Raw genomic sequence first — 21,207 nt, forward strand, 5'->3', positions numbered from 1 at the left:
GTGATCATTTATTGCTCATGCCCGAACGAGGTTTCCGCGGCCAAGGTGGCCGAGCGCCTGACCAAGCTGGGTTTCGCCAATGTCCGGCCCCTCACCGGCGGAATCACCGCCTGGCGCGACGCCGGGCGGGATGTCGAAGCCATCGTGCTGGCTACCTGAACGCCCCTTGGGTTGTGCCACCCCGGCCCGGGCACTAAACTAGCCGGCTCCTTGCGCATGGGTCGTTAGCTCAGTCGGTAGAGCAGCGGACTTTTAATCCGTAGGTCGACGGTTCGAATCCGTCACGACCCACCATCGCGCCTCGCTCCCGTCGCCGCGATCACGCATTGATGCCGTCTTGATTGGCGGCGTTTGCTCTCACTGGTTCCGCGGGCGCACCACCGTGATGTGCGTGTCCCGGCTTCCGACGCTGCGGGCTGCTACCTAATCTTCTGTTCCTCCACTGGCGTCCGCCATGTGAGTCAGGAGATTGCCATGTCCATCCGAAGCAACACCGCTGCGTCTCGCGTGACCCCACCGCTCGCGGCACGGGGCCTTTGCGCATCGAGCCGACCCTACCCGCTGCGTGCCCGCGCCATGGTCCTCGCCGTCCTGGCCGTCGGTGCCGCGCTCTGCGTCACCCTGCCGGAGGCACGTGCTGCAGCCCCGATGATCGGTGGCCAGGCGCCGGGTTACTACCGCGTCATGGTGGGAGATATCGAAGTCACCGCGCTGAGTGACGGGACGATCGATTTCCCCATGGATGCGCTGCTGGCCGGTGAAACGCCGGGCCAGATCAGGGCTGCGTACAAGAGCGCGTTCGATAAGCTTCCCGCCGAAACATCGATGAACCAGTTCCTGATCAACACCGGCCAGAAACTGGTACTCGTCGACACGGGCGCGGGCGTGTTCTTCGGGCCGACGCTTGGCCACACACTGGCAAACCTGCGCGCCTCCGGCTACACGCCGGAACAAGTCGATGAGGTCGTCATCACGCATATGCATGCCGACCATACCGGCGGACTCGTGCACGATGGTGCACGCGTCTTTCCGAATGCGGTGTTGCGCATCGCAAAGGCCGATGTCGACTACTGGATGAATCCTGCCAATGAGGCGAAGGCTCCGGAAGGAGTCCGTGTAAGCTTCTCTGTCGCAGAGAAGGCCATCGGCCCCTACATCAAGGCGGGCAAGCTCAAACCCTTCGAAGGCGAAACGGCGATCGCACCTGGCGTACGCGCCGTCCCAAGCCCGGCCACACACCGGGACACAGTTTCTTTGTTGTCGAAAGCAACGGTGAAAAGCTTCTACTCTGGGGTGATACGGTTCACTCCGCAGACGTACAGCTCGCCGCCCCCAACGTGCGTATCGCCTGGGACAGCGATGAACGTGCGGCCGAAAGCATGCGCGAGAACGTACTCGCCAACGCTGCAAAGCAGGGCTATCTGATCGGCGGTTCGCACCTGCCGTTCCCGGCTCTGGGCCATATCGGCAAGGCTACGACTGGAACCGCGTACATGTTCCTGCCCGTCACCTATTCGGCCAATCATCCGATCGCCAAGTCTGGCGATTAGCCTACAGGCTGTAGGGCGACGGCCCACGAGTAGAAACGGCCGCGGCTGACTGAATGCTTTCCTGCCTGCACGTTACTTTGAACTCCCGCGCGACGATGGAGTTCACAGATGACGTTTTGTTCCTTTCCCAAGTCCACCCCTTCCATAATTGGTGACCTGCTCTGCGGTGCAGCCATCACTGTCTTCGCGATATTCACAGCTGCGGGAATTTGCGCCTGGATTCAGATCATTTCCGGTGCGGCAAGTCGTGCTGCGGCCGCGTGCGTCGCCGGTTAGCGACGAGCATTGATGCCCATGAATCGAAGAGAATCCCTCGTATCATCACGCGTTCTGCGCGGCGCGTTCAAGGGAGTTGCGACGCGCGCCGAGCTCCACGCGCTCGGCGCGCGTCTCGATGGTCGCATCGCGGAGACACAGATTGCACTCGCCACCGTTGCGGCCCGCACGGAAGAACGTTTCAACAGCATTGACGAACGATTCGATGGCATCGAAAGGCGATTTGATGTCATCGATAAGAAATTTGTTGAGGCTAACGATCGATCCGTGAGGATTGAAGACACCGTCAACTCAACCGGTCGGTCTGTCGTTCGCATGGAAGAGCAACTTCTTCAGCGAGCGTCCAAGGTAGCCTTAACGAAGGTCATCGTTACCGCCCTATCTTCAGTCATTTGTTTTCTTTGCTGGATGCTCCAGCCAGTCAGCGTCAAGGCACTGACCGCAGCTGCCGATTAGTGATCAAAAGTGCTTCGTCGTATCAGTAACGAGACAGCCTCGGCAAGCCTTTTGCTTCACAAGCGTCACGTATCCCAATGTCCGCATGTGCGGCCCTGAGCGTTCGCCGCCATTCCACCGACATGCAACGTAGGAAGCACGACATGTCAGCAGTACTCCTCGACCCGGTTCCGGTGTTTGGCCCGACCAGCGATCCGTACTTTGGGCTTGGCGATATTGGAAATACGCTAGGTCATACGGACTATCAAATTGAGATCGTTGGCTCCCAGTCGGTCGAAGGTGCAGGAACTCGTTGGTGATGGTACATGGCCTCATAGCCTCGGGAGCGATCGTTGCTATAGCTGTGCTTATCCCCGCCTGCACGACATCGCCGGAAGTCACCACTCAATGCCGGGAATGGACGAATGGAGATCTCAAAGGGCACATCCTTTCGCATATGAAACGGAACGATCCGCTGGGATCAAAGCCATCAATGTCACTGACCGTGGAGGATATTACGGTCACTGGTGAAACCCGCCTTGGCGGTAGCATGTGGATGGTGCCATTCAAAGTACCCGATAGCGCGACTTACACTGCGCTCGTGGATTGCAGCGGCTACACCGAATTATCTGGCGGGTAGCGAGCGCAGACGTCGAACCAGCTACAGCACGAAAGTCGATCAAACAAAAGGGCCCTTACGGGCCCTTTTGCATAACCATCGTTCTTGGCCAGAAGCAGCGATCAAACGTACTTCGTCGTATCCGGCACGCCAGCCTTGGCAAAGCCTTCCGCGCGCAGGCGGCAGGCATCGCAATGGCCGCACGCACGGCCCTGCGCATCCGCCTGGTAGCAGCTGACCGTTTCCGAGAAATCGACGCCGAGGCGGACGCCCTCGGTCACGATGTCGCCCTTGCCCATCTGCATTAGCGGGGCGTGGATGCGGATGCCGGCGCCTTCGACGCCTGCCTTGGTCGCCACGTTGGCAAGCGTTTCGAAGGCTTCGATGAACGCCGGGCGGCAATCGGGGTAGCCGGAGTAATCCACGGCGTTCACGCCGCAGAAGATGTCGTTGGAGCCGAGCACTTCGGCCCAGCCCAGCGCGATGGAAAGCATGATGGTGTTGCGCGCCGGCACGTAGGTCACCGGGATGCCTTCGCCACCCTCTTCCGGCACCTCGATATCAGCCGTGAGGGCCGAGCCGCCGATGGTGCGAAGGTCGACGTGAACGGTCTTGTGCGCCACGGCGCCGAGCATCTTCGAGACGCGCTCCGACGCTTCCAGTTCAGAGCTATGCCGGTGGCCATAAGCCACGCTAAGCGCATACACGTCGAAGCCCTGTTCGCGGGCCATCGCGATCGTGACGGCGGAATCCATGCCGCCCGAAACGAGGATGACGGCCTTGCGGGGGGAGTTCGAAGCGTTCATGCGGGTACCTTGATCGGGAATCAGTGGCCCTGGGCGTCGTTCCACAGCAGCTTGTGCAGCTGGAGCTGGAAGCGCACGGGCAAGCGGTCGGCGAGGATCCATTCGGCGAGCTCGCGCGGCTCGACCTTGCCCCACACCGGAGAGAACAGGACCATGGCCTTGCTATCGAGGCCATGCTCGCGGACGACATCGCGCGACCACTCGAAATCGCTGCGGCTGGCGATCACGAACTTCACCTGGTCGTGCGGGAGCAGATGCTCGAGGTTCGACCACAGGTTGCGGGCGCTCTCGCCGGAATCCGGCGCCTTGAGGTCCATGACCTTGCGGACCCGCGGGTCGACCTGGGAGACATCGAGTGCGCCCGAGGTCTCCAGCGATACTTCGTGGCCGGCATCGCACAGCTTGCGCAGCAGGATGTGGCAGCGCTTCTGCGACAGCGGCTCACCGCCCGTAACGCAGACGTGTTTCGCGCCATGGCTGGCGACCTCGGCGACGATCGCGTCGATGTCGTGCCACTGGCCGCCGTGGAACGAGTATTCGGTATCGCACCACACGCAGCGCAGCGGGCAGCCGGTCAGGCGTACGAACACCGTAGGCCAGCCGATCGCATCGGCCTCGCCCTGCACGGAGTGGAAGATCTCGGTGATCCGCAGGCGTTCCCGGACGGGAGCGGCCGGCGAAACATCCGCCGGAATTGCGGTGCTGCCGTTCATGGGATTAGTTGGCCGTCTGGCGCTGCAGGCGGCGCAGTCGTTCCTGTGCGAGGCCTGCGGCCTTGGTACCGGGATACTTCGCCGAGACCTGCTTCAGGGTCGCGATGGCCGCGTCCTGCTGCTTCAGTTCGATCTGGCAGTAGCCCACCTTGAGCAGGCCATCGGAGACCTTGTCGCTCTGCGGGTAATTCTTCACCAGGCGCTGGAACGCCTCGATCGCGACCTGGTAGTTCATGGTCACGTAGTACGACTCACCCAGCCAGTAGTAGGCGTTGGGTGCGAGCGGGCTTTCCGGGTACTTCACGAGGAAGTCGCGGAAGCCGCGCGAGGCGGTGACGTAGTCGCCACCACGCAAGGACTTGAACGCGGCATCGTACGCGGCCTGCTCGGCCGGCGATGCGGCGCCCGGGTTGTTGCCACCGGTGCTGGCAGCCGGCGCCGGTGCGGCGGCCTGTGGCTGCGCGCCTGCGGCGGGCGCGGGCTGCTGCTGCGGTGCGGGGCCGGCAGCAGCGGCCGGCTGGCCGGCGGGTGCGCCACCCTTTTCGAGACGACCCAGCCGCGAATCGACATCCGCGTACTGCGCCTTCTGGGAATCCTGGAGTTGCTGGTTCTGGTGCTGCAGCTCTTCAATCTGGCCCTGGAGCTGGGCCACCTGTTGCTGCAGGTCGTTGACCTGGTTCACCAGCTGCGTCGTGCCCGAGTTGGCCTGGTTCTGCTGCTCGAGCCGCGCGACGCGGTCGGCGAGGCTGAGGCGATCCTGAGCCGGGGCCACAGACGCAAAAAGCGTGGCGGACGCGATTGCGCCCGCCACGCCAAGCCTGGCCGTGAAACTTTTAGCCAGAGACTTCTTCATTACTTCGCGGTGTAGACGATCTCAACGCGACGGTTCTTGGCCCAGCAATCCTCGTTGTGCTCCTTGCACACCGGCTTTTCCTTGCCGTACGAGGTCACGTTGACCTGGCCAGCCGAACCACCAGCAGCCTGGAGGGCGCTGGAGACGGCATTGCCACGGCGCTCGCCGAGGCCCAGGTTGTATTCGCGGGTGCCGCGCTCGTCGGTGTTACCCTCGAGGGTCATGGCCGACTGCGGACGATCCTGCAGGTACTTGGCGTGGCAAGCGATGATCTGCTGGAATTCCGGCTTCACATCGTTCTTGTCGAAATCGAAGTACACAACGCGCTGACGCAGGCAGGCATCGGTATCGAGATCCGACGGCTGGTACTTGCCATCGTTGGTCGGGGCCGGCGCGGTGGCGACCGGCGCTTCGGCCGGCTGCTGGACGGGCTTGGTGTTCTTCTTCGAGCACGCGGCAGCGCCCACGCAGAGCAGGGCAGCCAGGGTGACGGTAACGGTCTTATTCATGGGACGTTCCTTCAACAGTTGAGTTCCGACAGTATTTTTACGGTTTCGGGACAGACACCGCCGGTTGTCCGGCTGTTTTTCTACTTGCATCCACGTAGACGGGGCGCTGTCCCGCACCCTACGCCTTCGCTCCGTCGGCCGCTTTATGGGCGATCGCCGGGTGTTCCTTCATTCTGTCGCCCGCAGGAAAGGCGCGGAACTAGCCGCGCCCTCCCGGGACGTTGTCGATGTCGCAGCCCTGACGGGCGCGCCATCAACGCTGTCGGTACGGTCCCCAGGACGGCTCGCGCACGTCACCATCCGCAAGGACGAGACGCTGGCGCACAAGGCCGTCCGCCGAAACCGCATACAGGACGCCACGCGTACCCTGCGATGCGGCATAGAGCAGCATGCTGGCGTTGGGTGCGAAGCTGGGCGAATCGTCCACGTTACCCGGGGAAACGAAGCGCACCTGCCCGCCCAGACTGCGGTCCATGATGGCGATACGATACACGTTCCCGTTGCCCTGCACCATCGCAATCTGCTTGCCATCGAAGCTGACCGAGGCGCTGGCGTTGAAGCCGCCCTGGAAAGTGATGCGCTGGGCGTTGCCGCCCGAGATCGAGGTCTGGTAGAGCTGGGGCTTGCCCGAGCGATCGGAGGTGAAGATCAGGCTCTGGCCGTCCGGGGTGAAGGTCGGCTCGGTATCGATCGCGAAGTTGTTGGTGACCCGCGTTTCGGCGTGGCTGGCGACGTCGATGATGAAGATCTCCGGGTTACCCACGTAGGACAGGCTCACCGCGAGCTTGCTGCCGTCCGGCGACCAGGCCGGGGCGGAGTTGATGCCCTTGGGGTGCGAAGCGATGAGGCTACGCGAACCGGTGGAGATGTTCTGCACATACACGGCCGAATTGCCGCTTTCGAACGAAACGTAGGCCAGCTTGTTGCCGTCCGGCGACCACGCCGGCGAGAGCAGCGACTCGCGCGAGCGGGCCACGGTCTGCGGGTTGAAGCCGTCGGAATCGGCCACGATCAGCGAATAAGTGGTGTTGTTGCCGGTACCCACCGCCGTGACGTAGGCGATGCGGGTCCAGAAGGCGCCACGCACACCGGTGATCTTTTCATAGATCTGGTCGGCGATCTGGTGTGCCACGCCGCGCAGGTCGCCGGTAGGCGCCGTGAACGACTGCGAGAGCAGGTTCTGCTGGCGGTTCACGTCCCACAGCTCGTAATCCACCTTGACCATGCCGCCACCGGCATCGCTGATGCGGCCGATGGTGATGAAATCCTGCTTGAGCAGGCGCCAGGTGGCGAACTTGATGTCCGAGCCCTGCGACGGGGTCTCGACGATATCGGCCTTGTCGAGCGAGCGGAACTTGCCCGAGCGGTTGAAATCGGCGCGGATCACGTCGGCCACGTCGGTGGGCAGGGGTGCTCCACCCGCCTGGGCGAACGGCACCACGGCAATCGGGGTGGCCGTGGCAACACCCTTCGCGATTTCCACGTTGAGCGACTGGGCGGCGGCCGGGCCGGCCACGAGGGCGGCGGCGAAGCGGAATAGCGTCTTGCGCATGGGCTGATTCATTGCGACCTGTGGAGATTTAGTGGGCGAACGCATGGTAAGCGCCTGCCGGTGAACCTGAATGACCCGCATCTGAACCGCCCGCGAGCCCCGTCAGGGCACTCGAAGGCGGATCCATCATTACGGCCGGAACGTGAAGGTGAGGTTTCGCTCGAAGACGTCCTCGAAACCCTGGTAGGGCAACGGTTGGGCGCGCAGCACGGCATTTTCCAGCGAAGCCCGGCCCGGTCCATCGAACGGACAGCTGGCATCGACCTTGGCGCTCAGCACCTGGCCACCCGGGATCTGGACGACGTGGACGATGCACGCCCCGTTGCCAATATTCTCCGGGCGCAACCAGTTCTGCGTCACTGCGTTCTGGATCGCCGCGATGTAGGCCGCCTTCTTGCTGTCGTCCTTGCCGTTCTGGCCGGTCTGGCGCTGGTCCGCCGGCGGCAGGTCCGGCAGGCCGTCGTCCTTGGCGTTCGCCAGGTCCTTCAGCTGCTGCTCCGCCTGCTTCTTGCTGGAATCAGCCTTCTTCGTCTGCGCCTTGGCCGCATCGAGCTGCTTGAAGATGTCGTCGATCTTCTTCTGCTGCTCTTTCTTCTTTTCTTCCTGCTGCGCGTCGAGCTCAGCCTGGCGCTGCCGCTGCTTCTCTTCCTGCAGCTTCTTCTCGTCCTCGGCCTTCTGCAGGGCGTCGTCGACGATCTTCTGCTGATCCTTGACGTCAGGCTGCTTGGGCGGCGGCGGGAGCGTCGGCACCGGCACCTTCTCCTGGGGAGGGGTGGGTGCGGGCGTCACCGGCGGCGGCGGGGTCGTATCCGGGGTCGGCTTGACCTTGGTGGCCTTCGGGGGCGGCGAACCGGTGGGCCCGATGATGGTGGCCTCGATGATCTGGCCCGGCAGCTGAATAGGCGCCGGGCAGCTCATCGGGTTCCATTCGCGGGGCACGCCAATGGCATCGGCCCACTTTTCGTAGTCCGTGCAGGGGATCACCGCGATGGCCAGGAAGGCCACGATGCCCAGGTGAAGGAGCGCGGCCAGGATGACCGCGCGAGGCGTACCGTTATGGTTTTCCATTCTGGGCCGACTGCGGCTGGCTCATCAGGCCGATCTTGGAAATACCGGCGGTCTGCAGGATCGGGAGGATCTGGTAGACCTTGCCGTAGCCCACGCGCTCGTCACCGGCCAGGAGCACCTGGATCTCCGGATTGGCATCGTGGAAGGCGGTGACCTTCTTCGTGAACTCCTCGACGCTGACCGGCTCGCGCTTGGTGCCGTTGGCGGTCAGGTAAATCTGGCCCTGCTCGTCGACCGAGACGACGATCGGGTCTTTCTTGTCCTGGAGCGACTTGGCGTTGGTCTGCGGGAGCTGGATATCCACGCCGAGGTTCATCATGGGCGTGGTGACCATGAAGATGATCAGCAGCACGAGCATCACGTCGATGTACGGGACGACGTTGATCTCGGATTTCAGCTTCCGCTTGTGCCGGCGGTAGACGTTGCGCGTGGCCATGGCGGCGGGCTCAGGCGACGTCGTCGGCGTGGATCTGGCGCTGCAGCACCGAGGAGAATTCCTCCTGGAAAACCTCGTAACGCGATGCGACGCGCTCGACGCGGGTGGCGAAGCGGTTGTACGCCCACACGGCCGGGATCGCGGCGAACAGGCCCATGGCCGTGGCGATCAGGGCTTCGGAAATGTGCGGCGCGACCACCGAAATGGTCACGTCCTTCATTTCACCCAGGCCCTGGAAGGCACCCATGATGCCCCACACCGTACCGAACAGGCCGATGTACGGGCTGATCGAGCCGACGTTGGCCAGGAACTCCAGGTTCTGCTCGAGCTTGCCGATCTCGCGGGTGCCGGCCACGCGCATGGCGCGCTCGGTGCCTTCCATGATGCGGTCGGCATCGCTCACGCGGCGCTGGCGCTGGCGGGCGAACTCGCGGAAGCCCGCTTCGAAGATGTTCTCGATGCCGTGCTTGCCATCGCGGTTACCCACTTCGCGGAACAGGGCGGCCAGGTCGGCGCCGGACCAGAAGCGATCCTCGAACGTCTCGGCGTTGGTATGGGCTTCTTTCAGCTGCGTGTACTTGCGGATGATGATCACCCACGAGAGGAACGAGAAGACCAGCAACAGCAGCATGACCAGCTGCACGGGCAGGCTGGCTTCCGTCACCAGCTTGAAAATATTGAGTCCACCGTTCATCGCTTGAAGGCTCTCCGCCGGGTATCTATAGGCTTGGTATTAAAGGAATTCTGGGCGGAACAGATCCGCGGGGATCTGGGCCGGGCGCATCGCGTCGAGGTTCACGCAGGCCACGCGCACCTGCGCGCGCAACAGCGTGGTATCCCCCCGCACGATCTCCTGACCGAACAGCATACTTGCTGAACGCCGTTCTTTGACGGCCAGGGTCACCAGGAGTTCATCATCCAGACGGGCCGGGCGCAGGAAATCCAGGGTCATGTCGCGGACGACGAAGCCCAGGCCGGTCGCCTCGCGCAGGCCGACCTGGTCGATGCCCTGAGCCCGCAGCCACTCGGAGCGGCAACGCTCCATGAAGCGGACGTAGTTGGCGTGGTAAACCACCCCACCCGCGTCCGTGTCCTCCCAGTAGATGCGGACAGGCCACGAAAACTGGCTCATGGGGCGTCCTGGAACAGGTCCGGGGTGCCGGACTGCCGGGGCGGCGGGTTCAGGCCCAGATGGCGCCAGGCCTTGGCCGAGGCCATGCGGCCGCGGGCCGTGCGGATCAGGTAGCCCTGCTGGATCAGGTAGGGCTCGACCACGTCCTCGAGCGTGCCGCGGTCCTCGCTGAGGGCGGCGGCGAGCGATTCGACCCCGACCGGGCCACCATCGAAGCTCTCGATGATCGTGCCCAGCAGGCGGCGGTCGAGGTCATCGAAGCCCTCCGCGTCCACCTTGAGCATGTCGGTCGCCGCGCGGGCAAGCGCGTGGGTGATCCGGCCGTCGCCACGCACCTCGGCGAAATCGCGGACGCGGCGCAGGAGGCGGTTGGCGATACGCGGGGTGCCGCGCGAGCGCCGGGCGATCTCCGCCGCGCCTTCCACGTCGCAATCGATGCCAAAGATCTTCGCCGCGCGGCGAACGATCGCGGTCAGCTCATCGACGCTGTAGAACTCCAGGCGCTGGATGATGCCGAAGCGATCGCGCAGCGGGCCGGTGAGCAGGCCGGCGCGCGTGGTCGCCCCGATCAGGGTGAACGGTGGCAGGTCGAGCTTGATCGAGCGGGCCGCGGGGCCCTCGCCGATCATGATGTCGATCTGGAAGTCTTCCATCGCCGGGTAGAGCACTTCCTCGACTACCGGCGAAAGGCGGTGGATCTCGTCGACGAACAGGACATCGTTCGCCTCGAGGTTGGTCAGCAGCGCGGCGAGGTCGCCGGCGCGTTCCAGCACGGGTCCCGAGGTGGAGCGGACATTCACGCCCAGCTCGTTGGCGATGACGTGCGAAAGCGTGGTCTTGCCCAGGCCCGGCGGCCCGAAGATCAGGACGTGGTCGAGCGCACCGCCGCGGCGGCGGGCCGCCTCGATATAGATGGCCATCTGCTCACGCACCGTCTGCTGGCCGAGGTACTCGGCAAGGCGCTTGGGACGGATGCTGGCCTCCAGCGCCTCGTCGTCCATGGCGGCGGCGGAAGAGATGATGCGGTGCTCGGACATACCCGCATTATGGCATGGGCGGCGGGCCGGCTAGATCTCGACCTGCGCACCCAGTTCGATGAGCCGGTTGCCCGGGATCTGGAAGAACGCCGTGGCCGGGAGCGCATTCCTGGCGAGGAACGCGAACAGCTTGTCGCGCCACAACGCCATGCCCGGCCGGCGCACGTCGGCGACGATGGTTTCGCGCGACAGGAAGAAGGTCGTATCCATCATGTCGAAATCGAGGCCCTGCGTACTGGCGCGGGATAGCGATTGCGGGATGTTCGGATCCTCGGCGAAGCCATAGCGCAGCTGCAGGCCATAGAAGCCGTTGCCGTACTCGATGACCTCCATCCGCTCTTCGTAATCCGCGACCGGCGTCTCGAGCATTTCCACGGTGAGCAGCACGTTGCGCTCGTGCAGCACCTTGTTGTGCTTGAGGTTATGCAGCATGGCGTGCGGCACGCTGTTCTGGTTGGCGGTGAGGAACACCGCCGTGCCGGGCACGATCAGCGGCGGGTGGTCGGCGATATTGGCCACGAAGGGCTCCAGCGCCAGGCCGCTCTGCTTGATCTCGCGCACCACCAGGTCCCTGCCCCGCCGCCAGGTCGTCATCATGGTGAAGATCACGACGCCGAGGACCAGCGGGAACCAGCCACCGTGGGCGATCTTCAGCGCGTTGGCGCCGAAGAACGAGAGATCGGTGATCAGGAAGATGACGCCGACGGTGATGACCGCCGACCAGTGCCAGTTCCAGCGGCGCTTGGCCACGACCAGCGCCAGCAGCGTGGTCATCGTCATGGTGCCGGTCACGGCGATGCCGTAGGCGGCGCCCAGGTTGTTCGAGGAGCGGAAGCCAAGCACCGCCAGGAACACCAGCACCAGCAGCAGGCGGTTGATCCAGGGCACGAAGATCTGCCCGGACATCTCGCGCGAGGTGTGCACCACGGCCATGCGCGGCGAGTAGCCCAGCGACATCGCCTCGCGGGTCATCGAGAAGGCACCCGAGATCACCGCCTGCGAGGCGATCACCGCGGCCGCGGTCGACAGGGCGACCATCGGGTACAGGAGGTTCTCCGGCACCAGCTTGTAGAACGGGTTTTCGATCGCGGTCTGGTCGTGCAGCAGCAGCGCGCCCTGGCCGAAGTAGTTGATGAGCAGCGCCGGCAGGACGAAGAAGAACCAGGCGAAACGGATTGGCTTCTTGCCGAAGTGACCCATGTCCGCGTACAGCGCCTCACCACCGGTAAGCGCCAGCACCACGCCGCCCAGTGCGATGAAGGCCTGCTTGCCGTGCTCCATGAAGAACGACACGGCGTACTTCGGGTTCAGCGCCCAGAGCACCTGCGGGTGCTGCAGGATCTGGTGCATGCCGAGGACCGCGAGCACGATGAACCACGCCACCATCACCGGCGCGAAGGCCTTTCCGACCAGGTCGGTACCGTGGCGCTGGATCGCGAAGAGCACGAACAGGATGACCAGGCAGATCGGCAGGACGTAGGTATCCAGCTCAGGCGCGGCCACTTCCAGGCCTTCGACGGCCGAGAGTACCGACATGGCCGGCGTGATCACGCCATCGCCGTAGAACAGCGATGCACCGAAGATACCGATCGCCGCGAGCACCCAGCGGGCGCGCGGCGAGCCCGCGACACTGCGCTGGGCCAGGGCCATGAGCGCCATGATGCCGCCCTCGCCCTTGTTGTCCGCGCGCATCACGAAGGTGACGTACTTGAGCGAGATCACCATCAGCAGCGACCAGAAGATGAGCGAGAGCACGCCCAGCACCGCCAGGGGCTGCGGGGTCATCCCGTGCGTGCCCAGGGTTTCCTTCATGGTGTACAGCGGGCTCGTACCGATGTCGCCGAACACGACACCGATGGCGCCCAGCGCCAGCTTCGCCAGCTTCTTGCCGTGGGCGTTGCGTAATTCTTCTGCGTGGGACAGGCCCATGATCAGCTTCCCAGCGCGGCGCGCAGCGCCTTGCGGATGATGGCTTCGGCGGTATCGCCTTCGGCGGCCACCTTGCTGACGAGGCGCGTGGCCTCGGGCGGCTTGTAGCCGAGTTGTTGCAGGGCCACCGTGGCCTCGCCCACCGGATCGACCGGTGCGGCGACGCCGCCGTTGGCCGCGGGCAGGCGCACGCCCGTGGCGTCAACGCGGTCGCGCAGTTCCACCACCATGCGCTCGGCGGTCTTCTTGCCGATGCCCGGGATCTTGGTAAGCGCGACCACGTCGCCCGCGTGGACCAGGCGGGAAAGTTCTTCCGTCGAGACGCCGGAGAGCACGGCCAGCGCGATCTTCGCGCCGATGCCGCTGACCTTCAGCAGGTTGCGGAACATGGCCCGCTCGGTTTCGCGGAGGAAACCGTAGAGCGACACGCCATCCTCGCGCACGGCGTAGTGGATGAGCAGGGTCACTTCCTTGCCGGTCGCCGGCAGGTCGTAGATGGTCGACATCGGCGCATCGACGTCATAGCCCACGCCCCCGCCGACCTCGACGAGGAGCGACGGCGGCTGCTTGCTCACCAGGATTCCGCGAAGGCGGCCGATCATCGCCGACGTCTCCAAGCCGTGCGCGGGATACCCACGCGTTCAATACTGGAACGGGTGTGCGCATGGGCGATCGCGATCGCCAGCGCGTCGGCCGCGTCCGCCTGCAGCGGACCTTTCAGGCCGAGGATCATCCCGATCATGTGCTGTACCTGGGTCTTGTCGGCGCGGCCGGTGCCGACCACCGCCTGCTTGACCTCGGTCGCTGCATATTCGTGCACGACGATTCCCTGGCTGACCACGGCACACACGGCCGCGCCACGCGCCTGGCCCAGCTTCAGGGCCGAATCGGCGTTGCGCGCCATGAAGACACGCTCGATCGCGGCTTCCGCCGGACCGTGCGCGCCGATGATGACGCAAAGTTCGTCAAAGATGCGTTTCAGGCGCAGCGGGAAGGTCGCCTCCCCGCCGATGACCAGCGCGCCATGCCATACGTGGGCCAGCGCGCCGTTGTCGGCCACGTCGATGATCCCGACGCCCGTGCGCTGGCTGCCCGGGTCGATGCCGAGGATTCGTGTCATGGCGACGAAACGATGCGGTGCGGTGCGCGCAAGGCCCGTGGGCCTTACTCGTCGTCCGCTTCCTGCGGCAGCACCGCGTTGTGGTAGACCTCATCCACGTCGTCGAGGCTATCCAGGCGCGCGAGCAGCTTCTGGAATTGCTCCAGCGCCTCGCCGGTCGGCGTGACCAGCGGACCGTTGGGGCGCATGACCACGTCCGAACCATCGACCTCGAAGCCCGCGGCGGCAAGCGCCTTGCGCATGGCTTCCACGGCGATCGGATCGGCGGCGAGCAGCACGGTGCCCACGCCATCGGCGATCACGATGTCTTCGGCGTTATTTTCGATCGCGGCCTCTTCCAGCTTCGCTTCCACGTCGGCGTCGCCGCCGGTGTGGATGACGACCTGGCCCACGCGGGTGAACTGGAACGCCACCGAATTGCTGGTGCCCATGTTGCCGCCGAGCTTGGTCAGCGCCGCGCGCACGTCGGCCACGGTACGGGTCTGGTTGTCGGTGACGCAGTCGATGATCAGTGCCGTACCCGCCGGGCCGTAGCCCTCGTAGCGGATCTCGTGCATGTCGGCGCCGCCATCGGCACCCGAGCCGCGCTTGATCGCGCGCTCGATGGTGTCCTTGGTCATGTTGGCGGCCAGGGCCTTGTCGACAGCCGCGCGCAGGCGCGGGTTGCCGTTGGGGTCAGGCACGCCGCCACGGGTGGCGATGGTGATTTCGCGGATCAGCTTGGTGAACACCTTGGCGCGCTTGGCGTCTTCGGCATTCTTGCGACCTTCGATGGACGGGCCTCTACCCATGTGTATTTCCTGGCGCTACCGGATGGACAGGGGCGCGATTCTACACGAGCGGTGTATCGAAGCGGCCTTCGCGCAGGAAAAAGGCGGTCTGGCGGGCTACATCGGCGGAAATGAGCATGCCCGTGTGGCTGGTCTCGAGGATGCAGTGGGCGGTCAGGCCCGGAAGGCGGGTCTCCTCCACGCCGACCGATCCATCGTGCTGGTCGCCCACGTCGCCCACCAGCGAGCCGAGGCCCACCTGCTGGCGGCCGGCGATCATGCCGACCTCGCGCGGGCCGTCCCAGTGGTCCAGGCCGTGCGCCAGCAGTTCGCGCGAGCGGCCGAGCAGGACATCGCCGCCCCAGTGGTGGGTGAGACCGCGCGCGGCGCCGCTGCCATTGAGGGGTGAGCCCAGGCAGACGATGCGGCCGCCCGGCTCGTCGAGGTCACGGCAGGCCAGCAGGGCGAGGATGCCGCCCAGGCTATGCCCCACCACGTGGACCGGCCCGGGCGCCAGGCCACGGATGCGCTTGCGCAACCGGGCGATCGCCTGCTCCGGCGGGGCCACCACGCTCATGTACTCGAACTGGTGGACCCGGAAGCCTTCCTCGCGCAGCCGCCGGTTGAGCATGGCCATGGCGAATCCCTTCATCCACAGGCCGTGGAGCAGGATGACGTCGGTGGGCACGGCATTCATCGGCTAGCCACGGCTTCGGGTCAGGACTTCAACGACTCCGCGGCATCGACGCGGACGTGCAGTTCCTTCAGCTGCGGGGCGGAGACCAGCGACGGGGCGTCGGTCATGAGGTCCTGCGCGCTGGTGGTCTTGGGGAACGCGATGACGTCGCGGATCGACTCGGTGCCGGCCATGATGGCCGCGATGCGGTCGATGCCGAAGGCCAGGCCGCCGTGGGGCGGCGCGCCCATGCGCAGCGCCTTGAGCAGGAAGCCGAACTTGGCCTCGGCTTCTTCCGCGCCGATGCCGAGCAGCTCGAACACGGCGCTCTGCATTTCAGGGCGGTGGATACGGATGGAGCCGCCGCCGATCTCGCTGCCGTTGAGGACCATGTCGTAGCCACGGCTCAGCGCCACGGCCGCGTTGGCACGCAGGTCGGCGATGTCATCGATGTTCGGCGCGGTGAACGGGTGGTGCAGCGCGACGAAGCGCTTCTCTTCCTCGTCGTACTCGAACATCGGGAAGTCGGTGACCCACAGCGGCTTCCAGCTGTCCTCGACCAGGCCGCGGTCGCGGCCCAGCTTCAGGCGAAGGGCGCCCATGAAATCGGTCACGACCTTCCAGCCGCCGGCGCCGAAGAACACGATGTCGCCATTGGCGGCACCGGTCAGCTCGAGCACCTTGTTGAGCGCGGCGTCGTCGAGGAACTTGGCCACCGGCGAGTTGATGCCTTCGCGGCCCTTGGCCAGGTCATCGACCTTCAGCCAGGCCAGGCCCTTCGCGCCGTAACGGCTGGCGTACTCGGTCAGGCCATCGATGTCCTTGCGCGACAGGTCAGCGGCGCCCGGGACACGCAGCGCGGCCACGCGGCCGTTCGGGTCGTTGGCGGGGTCGGCGAACACCTTGAACTCGACGTGCTTCACCGCCTCGGCGATGTCGGTGAGTTCAAGGGCGATGCGCAGGTCGGGCTTGTCCGAACCGAAGCGGCGCATGGCTTCGGCGTAGGTCATGCGCGGGAACGTGGCATCGAGCTCGACGCCGCGCACCTGGCGGAACACGTGGCGGATCATGTTCTCGACGAAGCCCTGCACGTCACGCTCTTCGACGAACGCGAACTCCAGGTCGAGCTGGGTGAATTCCGGCTGGCGGTCGGCGCGCAGGTCTTCATCGCGGAAGCAGCGGGCGATCTGGTAGTAGCGGTCGAAGCCCGCCATCATCAGGATCTGCTTGAACAGCTGCGGCGACTGCGGCAGCGCGTAGAACTGGCCCGGGTGCACGCGGCTGGGCACCAGGTAGTCACGCGCGCCTTCCGGCGTGGCCTTGGTCAGGATCGGGGTTTCGATGTCCTGGAAACCGGCGGTATCCAGGTAGCGGCGCAGCTCGCGGACCAGCGCGGTGCGCGTACGCATCATCTTCTGCATCTCGGGGCGGCGCAGGTCGAGGTAGCGGTAGGTCATCCGCATGTCCTCGTTCGGATTCTCGTGCAGCGCGAACGGCAGGTCGCGCGCGGCATTGAGGATCACGACCTTGTCGGCCAGCAGTTCGACCGTGCCGGTCTTCAGCTTGTCGTTCACCGACAGGCGCTTGCGGACCTGGCCCGTGACCTTGACCACGTACTCGTAGCCCAGCTCGCCGGCCACGGCGAAGGCATCGGCGTTTTCGCGCTCGATCACGACCTGGGCGATGCCCTCATGGTCGCGCAGGTCGACGAAGGCCACGTGGCTCTGCAGGCGCAGGGTGTTGACCCAGCCACACAGGGTGACTTCCTGGCCGACCAGGGACTCGTCGATGAGGCCGCAAAAATGGGTGCGCATGCGCTTGGGGCTCCGCGGTGCAATGCAAAAGAAAAGACCCCGGATCGTACCACGACCCGGGGTCTTCTTTAGGCCATGAGGGGGCGCGTAGGCCACCTCCCTATCCCTTCCCGCCCGCTATCGAACTTCCCGCGACAACCCCGGTCCGCCCAGATGCCATCCCGGGTGAACCCGTAGGAATAGCCCTCGCGGCAATCGGTCTTCGAGAGCTGTTCGACCAGGCGCGCGCCCCGGCCGATCGGCAAGCGGCAGAACACCCGCTTATTGTCCTTGGACTCGCAGTCGACGAGCTGGCCACCACCGCCGTAGCCCGGCCGGCCATCGCCATAACCCGGCCGGCCATCACCCCAGCCCGGGCGGCCACCGCCACCCCAGCCACCGGCTTCCTGGAAGATGCCGCGGCAGCCGTCATCGACCCAGAGGCCGCCGCGATCCATGTCCCAGGTACGGCCGCGGATGCAGGCCGTCTTCGAGTCCTGGCGGATCAGCCGCGCATCCCGCCAGGGCACCCGGCAGTACGAGCGCTTGCCGTTATCGCTGTAACAATTGACGGTATCGCCGCCACGCTGCGCGTGGGCGGGCGCCGGAGCCATGAAAAAGCCCGCGCCAAGCGCGAGCATCGCAACCATTCCAAGCAGGCGTTTCACGGCCGGTATGTCCTTTCGATCGAGGTATCGCAAAAACTATCGGAAGGATCCGCAACGCTGATTGAACGGATCGCAGGAAATCGTTGCCATCCCGCCAAGCCCTTGTGGGAGCGCGCTTGTGGGAGCGCGCTTGCGCGCGATTTCACCCGCTGAAGCACGCCCTGGGGCGACGCCCCGCGCGACCTCCGTCAATCAATCACCGGCCTTACCACTCGAAGCCGGCGCCGCTGCCGGTGCAGGCGCCGGAGCAGGCGCAGCAGCCGCCGGCGTGGCAGCAGGCGCACCCGAAGACCCCTCAACCAGGTTCTTCTTCTTGTCACCGTCTTTCTTGAAGTCGGTCTCGTACCAGCCACCGCCCGCCAGGCGGAACTGCGGCGCGCTCAGCATGCGGCCCACCCGCGGCTCACCGCAGTTCGGGCAGGTCTCCGGATCGGGGTCCGACATCTTCTGCAGGCGGTCGAAGCGGTGGCCACAGGCCTGGCACTGGAATTCGTAGATGGGCATAGCGGGGTCCGGGGGTGTTCTAGCCGGTCATTATCAAGGGGTTCGGCGCGTTTTCAATGCGCCAGCGCGTCCGTAGGAGCCCACCCTGTGGGCGACGCCCTTCGCGCAGAGCCACACATCGTGCGGCGGTATCGCGAAAGATGTCGCCCACAGGGTGGGCTCCTACGGTGCACTTAGCCCGCGGAGAACCGAAGGTGGTTGCCGTCCGAATCGACCCGGACGGTCTGCCCGGGCGAGAACTCGCCGCGCAGGATCGCCTGGGCCAGCGGGTTCTCGAGCTGCTGCTGGATCGCCCGCTTGAGCGGCCGCGCGCCATATACCGGATCGAAACCGGCGCTGCCGAGCAGGTCCAGCGCCGCGTCGCTCAGTTCGAAGCCGAGCTGGCGTTCGGCCAGGCGCTTCGAAAGGTAGTTCAGCTGGATGCGCGCGATGGAACGGATCTGCTTCTTGTCGAGCGGGCGGAACACTACGAGGTCGTCGAGGCGGTTGATGAACTCCGGACGGAAGTGCGCCTGCACCACGCCCAGCACCGAGGCCTTCATTTGCAGGTACTCCGCTTCGCTATCGCCCGCCTGCTCCTGGATCAGGTTCGAGCCCAGGTTCGAGGTCATGACGATGACGGTGTTGCGGAAATCGACGGTGCGGCCCTGGCCGTCGGTCAGGCGGCCATCGTCGAGCACCTGCAGCAGGATGTTGAACACATCCGGATGCGCCTTCTCCACTTCATCAAGCAGGATCACGCTGTACGGCCGGCGGCGGACCGCTTCCGTGAGGTAACCGCCCTCTTCGTAACCGACATAACCCGGGGGCGCGCCGACCAGGCGGCTCACGGAATGCTTCTCCATGAACTCGCTCATGTCGATGCGGACCATGGCGTCCTGCGTATCGAACAGGAAATCCGCCAGCGCCTTGCACAGCTCCGTCTTGCCCACGCCCGTCGGACCAAGGAACAGGAACGAGCCATACGGACGATTCGGATCCGACAGGCCCGCACGCGCGCGGCGGATCGCATCCGATACGGCACGCACCGCCTCATCCTGGCCGACGACGCGCGCATGCAGCGCGTCTTCCATGTGCAGCAGCTTCTCGCGCTCGCCTTCCAGCATTTTCGACACCGGGATGCCGGTCCAGCGCGCGACGACTTCGGCGATCTCCTCGGCGGTGACGCGATCCTGCAACAGCGTGAAATCCTGCCGCTCGGCCTTCTGCGCATCGGCCAGCTGCGTCTCCAGCGCGGGCAGGCGTCCGTACTGGATCTCGCTCATCTTCGCGAAATCCTGGCGGCGCTGCGCGGCTTCCAGTTCGAGGCGCGCGGCCTCGATCTGTTCCTTGATCTTCGTGGCGCCCTGCAGGGTGGCCTTCTCCGACTTCCACACTTCGTTGAGGTCAGAGAACTCACGGTCGAGCTTCTCGATATCGGCCTCCAGCGTGGCCAGGCGCTGCTTCGATTCGTCGTCCTGCTCTTTCTTCAGCATCTCGCGCTGGATCTTGAGCTGGATGAGGCGACGCTCCAGGCGGTCGAGTTCTTCCGGCTTGGAATCGATCTCCATGCGGATGCGCGACGCCGCCTCGTCCATCAGGTCGATCGCCTTGTCGGGCAACTGGCGATCCGGGATGTAGCGCGACGACAGCGTGGCCGCGGCGACGATCGCCGGGTCGGTGATCTCCACGCCGTGGTGCACGGCATAGCGCTCCTTCAGGCCACGCAGGATCGCGATCGTGTCCTCCACGCTCGGCTCACCCACGAACACCTTCTGGAAGCGGCGCTCGAGCGCGGCATCCTTTTCGACGTACTTGCGGTACTCATCGAGCGTGGTGGCACCGATGCAGTGCAGCTCGCCGCGTGCCAACGCGGGCTTGAGCATGTTGCCCGCATCCATCGCGCCATCGGCCTTGCCGGCGCCGACCATCGTGTGCAGCTCGTCGATAAACAGGATGACCCGGCCTTCCTGCTTGGAAAGATCGTTAAGCACGCCCTTCAGGCGCTCTTCGAATTCGCCGCGGAACTTGGCGCCCGCGATCAGCGCGCCCATGTCGAGCGACAGCACGCGCTTGTCGCGCAGGCCCTCGGGGACCTCGCCATTCACGATGCGCTGGGCCAGGCCTTCGACGATGGCCGTCTTGCCCACGCCAGGCTCGCCGATCAGCACCGGGTTGTTCTTGGTGCGACGCTGCAGGACCTGGATCGTGCGGCGGATTTCCTCGTCGCGGCCAATCACCGGATCGAGCTTGCCGCTTTCGGCACGCTCGGTGAGGTCGATCGTGTACTTCTCCAGCGCCTGGCGCTGCTCCTCGGCGTTTTCGGACTGCACTTTCTCGCCGCCGCGCAGCTTGTCGATGGCGGCTTCGAGTCGTTCCTTAGTGGCGCCAGCGCCCTTCAGGGCGCCGCCCAGTTCGCCGCGATCGTCCAGCGCCGCCAGCACGAACAGCTCGCTGGCGATGAACTGGTCGCCGCGCTGCTGGGCCAGCTTGTCGGTGAGGTTCAGCACGCGGGTCAGGTCGTTGCCAGCGCTGATGTTGCCTTCCTGCCCGCTGACGCGCGGCAGGCGGTCGACCATTTCAGCCACGCGCTGGCGCAGCGCGGGCACGTTCACCTGCGCCTGCGTGAGCAGCGGCCCGGTCGAGCCACCCTGCTGGTCGAGCAGCGCCAGCATGACGTGGGCGGGTTCAAGGATATTGTTGTCGCGGCCGACGGCCAGCGACTGCGCGTCGGCCAGCGCCTGCTGGAAACGCGACGTGAGTTTGTCCATTCGCATCGATG

The 21,207-nt window shown here is 65.2% G+C and carries 23 protein-coding genes, 1 tRNA gene and 1 pseudogene; 6 read left to right on the top strand and 19 right to left on the bottom strand.

What is annotated here, in order from left to right; genetic code table 11:
* The 6 genes and pseudogenes from ACTHLF_RS12235 to ACTHLF_RS12260 all read left to right on the top strand — a co-directional run bounded on the left by ACTHLF_RS12235 (position 1) and on the right by ACTHLF_RS12260 (position 2,581).
* Positions 1-159, top strand: a complete 159-nt coding sequence (locus tag ACTHLF_RS12235) for a rhodanese-like domain-containing protein (protein ID WP_440327649.1) — start codon at positions 1-3, stop codon at positions 157-159.
* A 59-nt stretch (positions 160-218) separates the two neighbouring features.
* Positions 219-294 (top strand) — tRNA-Lys (locus ACTHLF_RS12240).
* 531 nt (positions 295-825) lie between these two features.
* Positions 826-1,343: pseudogene (locus ACTHLF_RS12245) on the top strand (MBL fold metallo-hydrolase); the annotation flags it as partial.
* A 36-nt stretch (positions 1,344-1,379) separates the two neighbouring features.
* Entirely contained in the window at positions 1,380-1,550 is a 171-nt protein-coding gene (locus tag ACTHLF_RS12250) for a hypothetical protein (RefSeq protein WP_440327651.1), read from the top strand.
* Positions 1,551-1,844: 294 nt separating this feature from the next.
* Positions 1,845-2,282 carry a hypothetical protein gene (locus ACTHLF_RS12255; RefSeq protein WP_440327623.1) on the top strand — a complete coding sequence of 146 codons (438 nt, stop codon included), beginning with the start codon at positions 1,845-1,847 and terminating at the stop codon, positions 2,280-2,282.
* Between the two features lie 143 nt (positions 2,283-2,425).
* On the top strand, positions 2,426-2,581 hold the full coding sequence (locus tag ACTHLF_RS12260) for a hypothetical protein (RefSeq protein ID WP_440327624.1): 156 nt from the start codon (positions 2,426-2,428) through the stop codon (positions 2,579-2,581).
* Between the two features lie 421 nt (positions 2,582-3,002).
* Here ACTHLF_RS12260 and queC read toward each other — a convergent pair whose 3' ends face one another.
* The 19 genes from queC to clpB all read right to left on the bottom strand — a co-directional run bounded on the left by queC (position 3,003) and on the right by clpB (position 21,202).
* Positions 3,003-3,686 carry a 7-cyano-7-deazaguanine synthase QueC gene (gene queC / locus ACTHLF_RS12265; protein ID WP_440327625.1) on the bottom strand — a complete coding sequence of 228 codons (684 nt, stop codon included), beginning with the start codon at positions 3,684-3,686 and terminating at the stop codon, positions 3,003-3,005.
* A gap of 20 nt (positions 3,687-3,706) precedes the next feature.
* Positions 3,707-4,399: a 7-carboxy-7-deazaguanine synthase QueE gene (gene queE, locus ACTHLF_RS12270; protein ID WP_440327626.1), complete on the bottom strand. Its 693-nt coding sequence runs from the start codon at positions 4,397-4,399 to the stop codon at positions 3,707-3,709.
* A 4-nt stretch (positions 4,400-4,403) separates the two neighbouring features.
* On the bottom strand, positions 4,404-5,252 hold the full coding sequence (gene ybgF, locus ACTHLF_RS12275) for a tol-pal system protein YbgF (RefSeq protein ID WP_440327627.1): 849 nt from the start codon (positions 5,250-5,252) through the stop codon (positions 4,404-4,406).
* On the bottom strand, positions 5,252-5,761 hold the full coding sequence (pal, locus tag ACTHLF_RS12280; protein ID WP_440327628.1) for a peptidoglycan-associated lipoprotein Pal: 510 nt from the start codon (positions 5,759-5,761) through the stop codon (positions 5,252-5,254). Before pal ends, ybgF begins: the two co-directional genes overlap by 1 nt.
* Positions 5,762-6,014: 253 nt before the next feature.
* Entirely contained in the window at positions 6,015-7,313 is a 1,299-nt protein-coding gene (gene tolB / locus ACTHLF_RS12285; RefSeq protein WP_440327629.1) for a Tol-Pal system beta propeller repeat protein TolB, read from the bottom strand.
* 129 nt (positions 7,314-7,442) lie between these two features.
* Positions 7,443-8,381: a cell envelope integrity protein TolA gene (locus ACTHLF_RS12290; protein ID WP_440327630.1), complete on the bottom strand. Its 939-nt coding sequence runs from the start codon at positions 8,379-8,381 to the stop codon at positions 7,443-7,445.
* Complete coding sequence (tolR, locus tag ACTHLF_RS12295) at positions 8,368-8,817, bottom strand: protein TolR (RefSeq protein WP_440327631.1); 450 nt, start codon at positions 8,815-8,817, stop codon at positions 8,368-8,370. The genes ACTHLF_RS12290 and tolR overlap by 14 nt, the downstream gene beginning before the upstream one ends.
* A gap of 10 nt (positions 8,818-8,827) precedes the next feature.
* Positions 8,828-9,511, bottom strand: a complete 684-nt coding sequence (tolQ, locus tag ACTHLF_RS12300) for a protein TolQ (protein ID WP_440327632.1) — start codon at positions 9,509-9,511, stop codon at positions 8,828-8,830.
* Between the two features lie 39 nt (positions 9,512-9,550).
* Positions 9,551-9,949, bottom strand: coding sequence for a tol-pal system-associated acyl-CoA thioesterase (gene ybgC / locus ACTHLF_RS12305; protein WP_440327633.1), 399 nt, complete (start codon positions 9,947-9,949; stop codon positions 9,551-9,553).
* Positions 9,946-10,986 (bottom strand): Holliday junction branch migration DNA helicase RuvB, encoded by a 1,041-nt coding sequence (ruvB, locus tag ACTHLF_RS12310; RefSeq protein ID WP_440327634.1) that lies wholly within the window; start codon positions 10,984-10,986, stop codon positions 9,946-9,948. Before ruvB ends, ybgC begins: the two co-directional genes overlap by 4 nt.
* Positions 10,987-11,016: 30 nt before the next feature.
* Entirely contained in the window at positions 11,017-12,909 is a 1,893-nt protein-coding gene (locus tag ACTHLF_RS12315; protein ID WP_440327650.1) for a potassium transporter Kup, read from the bottom strand.
* A gap of 8 nt (positions 12,910-12,917) precedes the next feature.
* Positions 12,918-13,517 (bottom strand): Holliday junction branch migration protein RuvA, encoded by a 600-nt coding sequence (ruvA, locus tag ACTHLF_RS12320; protein WP_440327635.1) that lies wholly within the window; start codon positions 13,515-13,517, stop codon positions 12,918-12,920.
* Complete coding sequence (gene ruvC / locus ACTHLF_RS12325; RefSeq protein ID WP_440327636.1) at positions 13,514-14,035, bottom strand: crossover junction endodeoxyribonuclease RuvC; 522 nt, start codon at positions 14,033-14,035, stop codon at positions 13,514-13,516. The genes ruvA and ruvC overlap by 4 nt, the downstream gene beginning before the upstream one ends.
* Positions 14,036-14,079: 44 nt before the next feature.
* Complete coding sequence (locus ACTHLF_RS12330) at positions 14,080-14,826, bottom strand: YebC/PmpR family DNA-binding transcriptional regulator (RefSeq protein WP_440327637.1); 747 nt, start codon at positions 14,824-14,826, stop codon at positions 14,080-14,082.
* 40 nt (positions 14,827-14,866) lie between these two features.
* Positions 14,867-15,502, bottom strand: coding sequence for an esterase/lipase family protein (locus ACTHLF_RS12335; protein WP_440327638.1), 636 nt, complete (start codon positions 15,500-15,502; stop codon positions 14,867-14,869).
* Between the two features lie 20 nt (positions 15,503-15,522).
* Positions 15,523-17,295 (bottom strand): aspartate--tRNA ligase, encoded by a 1,773-nt coding sequence (aspS, locus tag ACTHLF_RS12340; protein ID WP_440327639.1) that lies wholly within the window; start codon positions 17,293-17,295, stop codon positions 15,523-15,525.
* Positions 17,296-17,363: 68 nt separating this feature from the next.
* Positions 17,364-17,942, bottom strand: a complete 579-nt coding sequence (locus ACTHLF_RS12345; RefSeq protein WP_440327640.1) for a DUF3011 domain-containing protein — start codon at positions 17,940-17,942, stop codon at positions 17,364-17,366.
* A 192-nt stretch (positions 17,943-18,134) separates the two neighbouring features.
* A complete protein-coding gene (locus ACTHLF_RS12350) occupies positions 18,135-18,446 on the bottom strand; it encodes an FmdB family zinc ribbon protein (protein WP_440327641.1) in 312 nt (103 codons plus the stop codon).
* A gap of 173 nt (positions 18,447-18,619) precedes the next feature.
* Positions 18,620-21,202 carry an ATP-dependent chaperone ClpB gene (gene clpB, locus ACTHLF_RS12355; protein ID WP_440327642.1) on the bottom strand — a complete coding sequence of 861 codons (2,583 nt, stop codon included), beginning with the start codon at positions 21,200-21,202 and terminating at the stop codon, positions 18,620-18,622.
* Positions 21,203-21,207 lie beyond the last annotated feature (5 nt).

It is taken from the genome of Luteibacter sp. (assembly GCF_051958795.1).
Lineage (GTDB): Bacteria > Pseudomonadota > Gammaproteobacteria > Xanthomonadales > Rhodanobacteraceae > Luteibacter.

What these genes read in the sequence shown, in the direction of transcription:
- ACTHLF_RS12335 (WP_440327638.1), bottom strand. Translation starts at nt 15,502, where the DNA reads ATGAATGCCGTGCCCACCGACGTCATCCTGCTCCACGGCCTGTGGATG.
- ybgC (WP_440327633.1), bottom strand. Translation starts at nt 9,949, where the DNA reads ATGAGCCAGTTTTCGTGGCCTGTCCGCATCTACTGGGAGGACACGGAC.
- ybgF (WP_440327627.1), bottom strand. Translation starts at nt 5,252, where the DNA reads ATGAAGAAGTCTCTGGCTAAAAGTTTCACGGCCAGGCTTGGCGTGGCG.
- ACTHLF_RS12255 (WP_440327623.1), top strand. Translation starts at nt 1,845, where the DNA reads ATGAATCGAAGAGAATCCCTCGTATCATCACGCGTTCTGCGCGGCGCG.
- ACTHLF_RS12250 (WP_440327651.1), top strand. Translation starts at nt 1,380, where the DNA reads ATGCGCGAGAACGTACTCGCCAACGCTGCAAAGCAGGGCTATCTGATC.
- pal (WP_440327628.1), bottom strand. Translation starts at nt 5,761, where the DNA reads ATGAATAAGACCGTTACCGTCACCCTGGCTGCCCTGCTCTGCGTGGGC.
- ruvA (WP_440327635.1), bottom strand. Translation starts at nt 13,517, where the DNA reads ATGATCGGCCGCCTTCGCGGAATCCTGGTGAGCAAGCAGCCGCCGTCG.
- queE (WP_440327626.1), bottom strand. Translation starts at nt 4,399, where the DNA reads ATGAACGGCAGCACCGCAATTCCGGCGGATGTTTCGCCGGCCGCTCCC.
- tolQ (WP_440327632.1), bottom strand. Translation starts at nt 9,511, where the DNA reads ATGAACGGTGGACTCAATATTTTCAAGCTGGTGACGGAAGCCAGCCTG.
- ACTHLF_RS12330 (WP_440327637.1), bottom strand. Translation starts at nt 14,826, where the DNA reads ATGGGTAGAGGCCCGTCCATCGAAGGTCGCAAGAATGCCGAAGACGCC.
- queC (WP_440327625.1), bottom strand. Translation starts at nt 3,686, where the DNA reads ATGAACGCTTCGAACTCCCCCCGCAAGGCCGTCATCCTCGTTTCGGGC.
- ruvC (WP_440327636.1), bottom strand. Translation starts at nt 14,035, where the DNA reads ATGACACGAATCCTCGGCATCGACCCGGGCAGCCAGCGCACGGGCGTC.
- ACTHLF_RS12290 (WP_440327630.1), bottom strand. Translation starts at nt 8,381, where the DNA reads ATGGAAAACCATAACGGTACGCCTCGCGCGGTCATCCTGGCCGCGCTC.
- tolB (WP_440327629.1), bottom strand. Translation starts at nt 7,313, where the DNA reads ATGCGCAAGACGCTATTCCGCTTCGCCGCCGCCCTCGTGGCCGGCCCG.
- ACTHLF_RS12350 (WP_440327641.1), bottom strand. Translation starts at nt 18,446, where the DNA reads ATGCCCATCTACGAATTCCAGTGCCAGGCCTGTGGCCACCGCTTCGAC.
- tolR (WP_440327631.1), bottom strand. Translation starts at nt 8,817, where the DNA reads ATGGCCACGCGCAACGTCTACCGCCGGCACAAGCGGAAGCTGAAATCC.
- ruvB (WP_440327634.1), bottom strand. Translation starts at nt 10,986, where the DNA reads ATGTCCGAGCACCGCATCATCTCTTCCGCCGCCGCCATGGACGACGAG.
- aspS (WP_440327639.1), bottom strand. Translation starts at nt 17,295, where the DNA reads ATGCGCACCCATTTTTGCGGCCTCATCGACGAGTCCCTGGTCGGCCAG.
- ACTHLF_RS12260 (WP_440327624.1), top strand. Translation starts at nt 2,426, where the DNA reads ATGTCAGCAGTACTCCTCGACCCGGTTCCGGTGTTTGGCCCGACCAGC.
- clpB (WP_440327642.1), bottom strand. Translation starts at nt 21,202, where the DNA reads ATGCGAATGGACAAACTCACGTCGCGTTTCCAGCAGGCGCTGGCCGAC.